7 protein-coding genes and 1 pseudogene are annotated in these 7,739 nt (G+C 66.5%); 5 read left to right on the top strand and 3 right to left on the bottom strand.

Annotation, left to right across the window (positions count from 1 at the left end; genetic code table 11):
* Both AC27IO_RS17925 and AC27IO_RS17920 read left to right on the top strand, forming a co-directional pair.
* Window positions 1-1,182: MFS transporter (locus AC27IO_RS17925; RefSeq protein WP_498739986.1), on the top strand; the 1,182-nt coding region annotated here is incomplete at its 5' end.
* A 93-nt stretch (window positions 1,183-1,275) separates the two neighbouring features.
* Window positions 1,276-2,289, top strand: a complete 1,014-nt coding sequence (locus tag AC27IO_RS17920) for a M28 family peptidase (protein WP_498739984.1) — start codon at window positions 1,276-1,278, stop codon at window positions 2,287-2,289.
* 172 nt (window positions 2,290-2,461) lie between these two features.
* Here AC27IO_RS17920 and AC27IO_RS17915 read toward each other — a convergent pair whose 3' ends face one another.
* Entirely contained in the window at window positions 2,462-3,361 is a 900-nt protein-coding gene (locus tag AC27IO_RS17915; RefSeq protein ID WP_498739982.1) for an AraC family transcriptional regulator, read from the bottom strand.
* Window positions 3,362-3,508: 147 nt separating this feature from the next.
* On the opposite strand from AC27IO_RS17915, the gene AC27IO_RS17910 reads away from it, so the two are divergent.
* From AC27IO_RS17910 to AC27IO_RS17900, 3 genes are all read left to right on the top strand, one after another.
* A complete protein-coding gene (locus tag AC27IO_RS17910) occupies window positions 3,509-4,267 on the top strand; it encodes an SDR family NAD(P)-dependent oxidoreductase (protein WP_284429951.1) in 759 nt (252 codons plus the stop codon).
* Window positions 4,268-4,368: 101 nt separating this feature from the next.
* Window positions 4,369-5,046 (top strand): glutathione S-transferase family protein, encoded by a 678-nt coding sequence (locus tag AC27IO_RS17905; protein WP_498739980.1) that lies wholly within the window; start codon window positions 4,369-4,371, stop codon window positions 5,044-5,046.
* A 128-nt stretch (window positions 5,047-5,174) separates the two neighbouring features.
* Window positions 5,175-5,966: a Nif3-like dinuclear metal center hexameric protein gene (locus tag AC27IO_RS17900; protein ID WP_498739978.1), complete on the top strand. Its 792-nt coding sequence runs from the start codon at window positions 5,175-5,177 to the stop codon at window positions 5,964-5,966.
* A gap of 135 nt (window positions 5,967-6,101) precedes the next feature.
* On the opposite strand, the pseudogene AC27IO_RS17895 reads toward AC27IO_RS17900, so the two are convergent.
* A pseudogene (locus tag AC27IO_RS17895) lies at window positions 6,102-7,144 on the bottom strand (VWA domain-containing protein).
* Window positions 7,145-7,171: 27 nt separating this feature from the next.
* The coding region (locus AC27IO_RS17890; RefSeq protein WP_498739976.1) for a DUF58 domain-containing protein at window positions 7,172-7,739 on the bottom strand (568 nt) is incomplete at its 5' end.

Below are 7,739 nucleotides of genomic sequence, written 5' to 3'. Positions count from 1 at the left end.
GCCGCCGTGCTGGGCGGGCTGTTCTTTCCGGCCGACATGCCCGACTGGCTGCGCCAGCTGCAGACCTTCGGCATCTTCGCCGCCGGCTACCTGGCGCGCCCCGTGGGCGGCATCATCATTGCTCACTTCGGCGACAAGCTGGGCCGCAAGCGCATGTTCACGCTGTCGATCTTCCTGATGGCCGTGCCCACGCTGGTCATCGGCCTGCTGCCCACCTACGCCAGCATCGGCGTGGCGGCGCCGCTGCTGCTGCTGGCCATGCGCGTGCTGCAGGGCGCGGCCATCGGCGGCGAGATGCCCGGGGCCTGGGTGTTCGTGGCCGAGCACGTGCCCGCCAACCGCTACGGCCTGGGCGTGGGCACGCTCACGGCCGGCATCACGGGCGGCATCCTGCTGGGGTCGCTGGTGGCGATCGGCATCAACCGCAGCTACGCGCCCGCCGAGGTGCAGGAATTCGCGTGGCGCATTCCGTTCATCCTGGGCGGCGTGTTCGGCCTGGTGTCGGTGTACCTGCGGCGCTTCCTGCACGAAACGCCCGTGTTCCAGGAACTGGCCGCCCGCCGCGCCGTGGCGCGCGAACTGCCGGTCAAGACCGTGCTGCGCGACCACCGCGGCGCCATGCTGCTGGTGGCCCTGATGACCTGGGTGCTGTCCACCGCCATCGTGGTGGTGGTGCTCATCACGCCGACCTACCTGCAGAAGGTGTTCCACATTCCCGCCACGCTGGCGCTGGAGGCCAACGCGGTCGCCACGCTCACGCTCACCATCGGCTGCGTACTCGTCGGCTGGGCCACGGACCGCTTCGGCACCCGCCCGGTGATGCTGGTGGGCTGGGGCGGCCTGGTGGTCACCACCTACCTGTTCTACACGGGCCTGCCGGGCACGCCGGCCACGCTGGTGTTCAACTACGGGCTCATCGGCCTGTTCGTGGGCTCGATCGCGCTGCTGCCGATCGTGGGCGTGCGGGCGTTTCCGCCCGAGGTGCGCTTCACCGGCCTGTCCTTCTCGTACAACATGGCCTATGCGGTGTTCGGCGGCATCACGCCCATCCTGATCACGCTGTGGCAGCAGCACGACGTGCTGGCCAATGCCCACTACGTGGCGGCCATGGGCGTGCTGGGGTTCGCGCTGGGCTTCGTGCCGCTGGCTTCGCGCGGCTGGCAGCCTTCGGCGCGCACGTAAAGGGGAAGAGGGCGCCAAGACCCGACACTCCGGAGCGTTCAAACGGAATCGCGTCTCGCTTGAGAGTTGAGATTTGAGATTTGAGATTTGAGAATGAACGCAGTTTTTCAGAGCCTGCTGCGAATTTGCGGCGCCTTGGCCCTGGTGTTGTTCGGCCTCCTGGCTTTCGTCGTGGCCATGACGACCATGCCGGGGAGTTCACACCGGGGACCGCTTCCCGCCATGAGCGCCCAGGAACGGGAACTCTCGGGCCGGTTGCGCCGACACGTGACGGCCATTGCGTCCACCGAGCACAACCGCCGGCACTACGAAGCGCTGGAAGCCGCCTCCGCATACATCGAATCCGAACTCGCGGGCTCCGACTTCGTGGTGCGGCGCGAAGAATTCAGCGTCGCTGGCAAGGTCGTGCGCAACTTGGAAGTCACCATTCCAAGCCCGTCGGCGCCGGGCCGCAGTGCCGTCGTCATTGGGGCGCACTACGACTCGGCCCAAGGAAGTCCAGGTGCCAATGACAACGGCACCGGTGCCGCAGCGGTGTTGGAACTGGCGAAGAGCCTGAAAGCTGGCGCTGAAACCGCGCGGTCAGACGTCATCCTTGTCCTGTACACCAATGAAGAGCCCCCGTACTTTCGTACCTCACAGATGGGGAGCGTCGTTCATGCAAAAGGATTGGTATCCCGTGGCATGACGGTCAAGGCCATGCTGTCGCTGGAGACGATGGGGTACTTTTCTGACGAACCAGATTCTCAAAAGTATCCCTGGCCACTCAACCAGTTCTATCCCAGTCAGGGCGACTTCATCGGCTTCGTCGCGACCACTGCCGATTGGCGCCTCGTTCGCCGGGTCGTCCAATCGTTCCGCGCGCAGGCGGCTTTTCCGTCCGAGGGAGTCGCCGCCCCCCGGTTCGTGCCGGGCGTGGATTTTTCCGACCACGCTGCCTACCTGGACGAAGGCATACCAGCGCTGATGGTGACGGACACCGCTCCGTACCGGTATCCCTACTATCACACGGCCCAGGATACGCCGGACAAAGTCGACTTCGACAAATTGGCGCGCGTGGTGTCGGGCTTGAACGCTGTCGTGCGCGACCTGGTTGCGGGTGAGTAGGGTGCAGGCCGGGAACGGGCGGCTTTGGGTCTCTTTGTTCTAAAAACGCAGGGGTGACGATCCGGTGCGCCACACCCGAGAACCTTGAAGGCAACGCGCGCGGCGGGTAGGCGGTCGGCGCAGGGCCGATGCAGAAAAGCCACGGAGATTGCGCAGTGATGGCCCATCGCTGTCAGGCCGCTCGCCTTGAAGGCAGCAGGGTGCCGCTGCGTCGCAAGTCTTGGCTGGGGCTGGCTTCGAATTGCCTCAGATAGTCGCGGCTGAATTGCGATGAACTCTCATAGCCCACCGCAAAGGCCGCGCCGGAAACGTTGTAATCGCCACTGATCAGCAGGCGGCGTGCCTCCAGCAGTCGAAGCTGCTTTTGATACTGCAACGGGCTGAGGCCCGTGATTTCCCGGAAGCTTCGATTGAGAGTCGCCCGGCTCATTCCACAGGCTGCGCCGACGTCATCGACCTTGAATGTCCGATCAAAGTTCTGGCCAATCCAGCCGATGGCTTTGCGAACCTTCGGAAGTGGACCCTTGGCACTCGCGATCTGGCGCAACAGTTTGCCGTGCTGGCCCGACAACAGCCGATAGAGCAACTCTCTTTCCACCAGTGGCGCGAGGATGGAGATGTCCTGGGGGCGGTCCATCAGTCGCAAGGCGCGCGCCAGGACATCCTCGATCTCCCGGGTCATGGGCGCGGTTGACAAACCCGGTTCGCTGCCTTCGTCGTCTTGCGCTACAGGCATGGCCAGAATCAACTCATTGAGCAGCGCGGGGTCCAGCACCAGCGTGAGCGCGACATAGGGCCGTTGCCGGGCGTCGCTGTAGACCTGTCCCATGAGCGGCAGATCCAGGGCGCTGACCAGATAGTGGCCAGCCTCGTAACGCAGCACCTTGTTCCCGAAGGAGACGCGCTTGCTTCCTTGCAGGATGAAACATGCCATGGCGCGGTACTGGCACGCGTTTTCACTGTCCTGTCCCTGGTCGACATGCACTTCGATGCGGGGAATGCCTGACGTCTTTCCACCGGGTTGGATGTTCCTCAGCGCGGTTTCGAGCAGGCTGGCGTCGGGGGTGTCCATACGGAGGCTGAGCGGGGATTGGAGTGGTTGAGCCGATCGGGCAAGGGAACCAGCGCATCAGGCAAGCCTGGAAAAGCGCTTCGCCATAGATTGTGGGTTCTCGGCGATATCCGCCATATCAATCATGGAAATGAAATGAGTTCAATGATGACAGCAAAGATCGCTCTGATTACCGGCGCAAGCCGTGGGCTCGGCCTCAACATGGCTCGCCATCTGGCCCAGCGCGGCATCGGCATTGTCGGAACCTATCGTACGGGCCAGGCCGAAGCCGAGGCGCTTCAACGGGAGATCGAGGAAAAGGGCGGCAGGGCAGTGATGTGTCGACTGGATGTGGCCGACACCGCATCCTTTGCGGCGTTTGGCGATACCGTGGGTGCTGCATTGCAAGAGTGCTTTGGCCGTCACCGCTTCGACCACCTCGTCAACAACGCTGGTATTGGCTTGCATTCCCCGTTCACCGACACGACGGAGGCGCAGTTCGACGCCCTGGTGGATGCCCATCTGCGCGCACCGCTTTTCCTCACGCAGCGGCTGCTGCCGCTGATCGAAGACGGCGGCAGCATCCTGAATGTCTCATCGGGCTTCACGCGTTTCACGCTGCCCGGCTACAGCGTCTATGCGGCAGTGAAGGCCGCCATCGAGGTATTGACCCGCTATATGGCCGTCGAGCTTGGCGAACGCCGAATCCGGGTGAATACCATTGCCCCAGGGGCTATCGCAACCGATTTCATGGGCGGGGCGGTGCGTGACAACGAAGGAGTCAACGCCTATGTGGCCCAAGGCATCGCACTGGGCCGCGTGGGCCAGCCGGACGACATCGGGCGAGCGGTGGCAGCCATTTTGTCGAGCGACCTGGCGTGGGCCAACGGCACGTCGTTCGATGTGTCCGGCGGGCAATTGCTCTGACGGCCTGCTGGCCCCTGCGGAAAACGGCATGGGCCAGCGGCAGTCCCGGTGTGGTTCCATGCCACTGCCCCTCCACGCGCCATCTCGGATTGGACCCCACCATGTCGACCGCTGCACTCAGCCTCATCAGCCATCCTTTGTGTCCCTACGTACAGCGCGTCGCGATCGTGCTGCTGGAAAAAGACACCCCCTTCGACAGGATCGACGTGGACTTTTCGGCCAAACCGGCTTGGTTTCTCGAGATCTCGCCGACCGGCAAGGTGCCCTTGCTCAAGATCCATGGCGACCACGGTGCGCACCAGGTGTTGTTCGAAAGCATGGCCATTTGCGAGTATCTGGAGGAGACACAGGCGGGCGCACCACTGCATCCGCAAGACCCTGTGGAACGCGCAGAGCACCGCGCGTGGATTGAATTCGGATCGGCGACGCTGACAGAGGCCTGGGGCTACCTGAATGCCAAAGGTTCTGCGGCAGCCGATGCGAAGGCAACGGCCTTTCGGGACAAACTCGTGCGGCTTGAAGCAGCCCTCTTCACCGGGCCCTATTTCGGCGGAACCCGCTTCAGCATGGTGGACGCAGTGTTCGCTCCGATCTTTCGCTATTTCCAGGGCCTCCCCCCTCAAAGGAGCGCCGCGCTTTTCGACGGGTTGCCCAAGATCGGCGCCTGGCGCCAGAGTCTTGCATTGCGGCCGAGCGTGATCGCGGCAGCACCGCCTGACTACGCAGCGCTTTTTCAGGCCCACCTGCGAAGGTCTGGCTCCTGGTTGGCATTCCAGTGACCCGGTTTTTGGGTCATCGCCTGCCATGCCTTGCTGGGTACCCGCGCGATAGTGCAGTGCGGCATGGCATGCAGGCAGCAAGACCTTCCTCTGCGGCGAGTGCCTGACCGCGCTGCCACAATCGTCCCATGACCCGCCCCACCGCTTCCTCCGCCCACGGCATCGCCACCCCCGGGGTTTCCCGGCACGACCTGCAGCGCGCGTTCGACACCCTGCTGCAGCCCGAGCGCTTCAAGGACTACGGCCCCAACGGGCTGCAGGTGGAAGGCAAGGACCGCATCGCGCGCATCGTGAGCGGCGTGACGGCCAGCCGGGCGTTGATCGATGCGGCCATCGAGGACGGCGCCGATGCGATCTTCGTGCACCACGGCCTGTTCTGGCGCGGGCAGGACGGCCGCGTGACGGGCTGGATGAAGCAGCGGCTGCAGCGCCTGCTGGCCCACGACATCAACCTGTTCGCTTACCACCTGCCGCTGGATGCGCACGCCGAGCTGGGCAACAACGCGCAGCTGGGCCGCATGCTTGGCGTGGCCGCCGATGCGCGCTTCGGCGAGCAGGACCTGGGCTTCGCCGGTCCCGCGGAGTTCGCCGATGCGCATGCCCTGGCCCGCCATGTGGAGAGCGTGCTCGGTCGCGCCGTGACGCTGGTGGTGCCCGAGCCGCGCCCGATCCGGCGGCTGGCCTGGTGCACGGGCGGGGCGCAGGGCTATTTCGAGGGGGCGATCGCCGCTGGGGCCGACGCCTTCGTCACCGGCGAGATCTCCGAGCCGCAGGCCCACCTGGCGCGCGAGACGGGCGTGGCCTTCATCGCGGCGGGGCACCATGCCACCGAGCGCTACGGCGCCCCCGCCATGGCCGAACGGGTGGCCGCGCAACTGGGCATTGCCCACCGGTTCATCGAGATCGATAACCCGGCGTGATTGCGATCGGCATCGCGATTGCTATTGAATTAATAGCGGTATGCCCTAGTACTGATTGCGCTGCAGGCCAAAAAGTGCAAAAAAATGCCAAAAGGCCCGGCGGTCCCAGAACCCCGGCAGGCGTGAAACCTTCGCCTACATCACCCGCCCGTACCACCACACCGACAGCGCGGCCGCCAGCAGCATGAACACCGCGCCGGCCAGCGCGAACAGGGCGGACACCTCGGTTTCCTTCTTCTCCACCGTGAGGCGCGAGCTGAGCGTCTCGTACACCTTCTGCAGGTCGGCCGCCGTGGCGGCGTGGAAGTATTCGGCGTTGGTGCGCAGGGCCACGGCCTTGAGCGTGTCCTCGTCCAGGCGCACGCGCATGGACCAGCCTTCGAAGCCGATCGTCTCGCCGGCCACCGTGCCCACGCCCACGGTGTACACGCGCACGCCGCGGTCGGCGGCCCATTGGGCGGCTTCGAGCGGGTCCACGCCCGTGGTGCGCTGGCCGTCGGTCAGCATGATGATGGCGGCCGAGGTGTAGGAGCCCGGCGCCACGGGCGTGAAGGGCTTCCTGCCCTGCGCCCGGCCCACCTCGTCGATGGGCTGCGAGCGCATGGCCTGCCGCCCGCCCAGGGCGCGATGTCGATGCCCGAGTCGGGGAACAGCGTGGCCAGCGACAGCAGGATGCCGTTGCCCGTCGCCGTGCCGCGCTGCAGCTGGAAGCTGTCGATGGCCTTCACCAGGTCCTCGTGGTTCTGCGTGGGCAGCTGCGCCAGCTGGGCGCTGCCGGCGAACGCCACCACGCCGACGCGCACGTGGCGCGGCAGGTCGGCGATGAAGGCCTTGGCGGCGTTCTGCGCGGCGGTGATGCGGTCGGGCAGCACGTCGGCGGCGCGCATGCTTCCCGAGACGTCCATGGCCAGCATGATGGTCTGCTGCTGCGAGGGCAGGGTGATGACGGCCAGCGGGCGCGCCGCGGCCAGCAGCAGCGCGGCCAGCCCCAGCAGGAACAGGGCGGGCGGCACATGGCGCCGCCAGGTCGTGCGCGCGCCCAGGGCCTCGCGCACCAGCGCAAGGCTGGGGTAGTGCAGGGCGGTGGCCCGGCGCCGGCGCAGCAGCCACACGTAGAGCAGCACCAGCACCGGCAGCGCGATCAGCAGCCAGAGGAACGTGGGCCAGAGAAAGACCATGGTGCGGTGGCTCCTACTTTTTTTTGTCTACGCGGCCCGGGCGGCAGCGACCGCGACGGTGGGGGAGGCCGGGGCGCGGTAGGCGGGCTTGGCCGGCTGGCGGCCGCGCAGCTCCATGAAGCGCACCAGAGCGTCCAGCAGGTCGTCGCCGGTGGCCAGCTCCAGCGTGTCGGCCCCGGCGCGCGCGAGCGATTCGCGCAGGGCGGCCTCGCGCTGCGCGGCCAGGCGGGCGAAGCGGTGGCGAAAGGCCTTGTCGCGCGTGTCCACCTGCAGCTGGTCGCCGGTCTCGGGGTCGCGCAGGGTGACCAGGCCCACGTCGGGCAGTTCCAGCTCCAGCGGGTCGAGCAGGCGCACGGCGACGACGTCGTGGCGCTGCGCGAGCTGGGCCAGGGGCTTTTCCCAGCCGGGCGCGGTGATGAAGTCCGACACCACGAACACCGCCGAGCGCCGCCGCACGGTGCCAAGGGCCGTGCCCAGCAGGTGCGACAGGTCGGTGGCGCCGGGCGGCGCCGCAGCGGGCCCGGGCACCTGCAGCAGGCGGTGCAGCAGGTGCAGCACATGGGCGCGGCTGGCGCGCGGCGGCAGGATGGCGTCC

The organism is Acidovorax sp. KNOB132 (assembly GCF_057541515.1).
The sequence above is the reverse complement of the archived record's forward strand: the minus strand, read 5'-3'. Positions and strand labels throughout refer to the sequence as shown.